The 1432-nt window shown below is 34.8% G+C and carries 1 protein-coding gene; it reads right to left on the bottom strand.

All coding sequences use genetic code 11. From position 1 onward, the window contains the following. Nucleotides 1-4: 4 nt before the first annotated feature. Nucleotides 5-1348: an IS66 family transposase gene (gene tnpC, locus HHU12_RS33890; protein ID WP_169661149.1), complete on the bottom strand. Its 1344-nt coding sequence runs from the start codon at nucleotides 1346-1348 to the stop codon at nucleotides 5-7. Nucleotides 1349-1432 lie beyond the last annotated feature (84 nt).

Here is a 1432-nt window from a genome sequence, read left to right as displayed (position 1 = left end):
GTAACTACTCAGCAATAGGAATTTTCAACGAAGCAAGCGTTATAAAAGCCTCAAGTATACTCTCTCCTTTCTTTTTAAGTGTTTCTGTCATTGATTTTAGGACAGCATATATAGGGTATCCAGTTTTAAACATACCTGACACCTTCATTTTTAGTTTCACATTCCGAATTGCTCTCTCTGAAGCATTATTTTCAAAGGATAGTTTTTGCTCGTAGAGAAAAGGGAAAACTGCTTCTCTATGTTTTATTAAAGACCTTTGTAGTTTTGCAGTTTTATCACAACTATCGTTTGGAATAGTTTCCTGAAGAAGCACATTTAATTCATTCTCTAACTTTTGAGTTGAGTGATCTCCATACTTTGATACATCTACCTCTCTTTTTAGTTGAATTGCTCTGTGTAAAAGTTCTCTCAGGTGAATCGTAAAAGAGTGTTTTTCTGCGGCCTCCAAATAGTTTAATTCACGCAAGATATGTGCTATACAAATTTGATGCTTTTTAGCTTTAGTCTTCAATTGTGCCGCCCATCTATCTGAGGATAAAGTTGCACAGGGAAAACCATTAGGGAAGTGTTGATCAATGGTTGCTGAACCTCTATTGTTGCTTATAGTGATATAACAATAGTCTTCATTCTGCCATACCCAACTCCAAAAATTGTCACCATTTACTCGACAACTTGTTTCGTCCGCCCCAACTGGCTTAGTGCTTTTCTCTAGCTTCTCTCGAAGCTTTGAATGATAAGGAAGTGCTTTTTTATATAAACTATTGAGTTTATTGTCGATTGTACCTTCGCTTAGATGTAGTGAAAATGCGTCTTTGAAGAGCGATTTAATACGGTTATAGGGTAAATATTGAGCTACAGAAAGGTAACCTATCAGTGCTTCTATATTTTCACCATATTGAATATGATTGCTAACATTATTAGGATAATGTGCTTCTTGATGACAGCCACATTGACATTGAGCTTCATATTGATGATACTCTTTTACAAAAGGGGTAATACTTGGCAAGTCAACAACTTGACGCTTGCTTTTGAAAATGAGGTTTTCAGAAGAAATTGATTGACCACATTTGGTGCAGTAAGATGGTCTTAAAGATATTATTTCATCAGGTGTTGAACTCATTTTTAGACTACTGCCTTTGTGACCTGGTTGACCTCCTGATTTTTTTGTGCTTTTTTTTCGTAAACTCGCTGTACGTTTTTTGAAGCTATCTTGAGATGGTGGTTTACTACTATTGCTACTATCTTTTTGTATAGATTTTTGTTCTAACAGTTTTAAAGCCATAGCCAACTTTTCAGTTAAATCTTTAACCTGACTCTCTAGCTGCTCTATTTTTTCTTTATCTGTCATCTTCTTGCAAGCTATGAAGATTTTATTAAATTTAAATTATCGCTGACTTACTTTTTGTCTAATTTAATGTCGGTGAGTAGTTAC

Origin of the sequence: Flammeovirga aprica JL-4 (assembly GCF_012844305.1) — a bacterium.
GTDB classification, from domain to species: Bacteria; Bacteroidota; Bacteroidia; order Cytophagales; family Flammeovirgaceae; genus Flammeovirga; species Flammeovirga aprica.
The sequence above is the reverse complement of the archived record's forward strand: the minus strand, read 5'-3'. Positions and strand labels throughout refer to the sequence as shown.

What these genes read in the sequence shown, in the direction of transcription:
- tnpC (WP_169661149.1), bottom strand. Translation starts at nt 1,348, where the DNA reads ATGACAGATAAAGAAAAAATAGAGCAGCTAGAGAGTCAGGTTAAAGAT.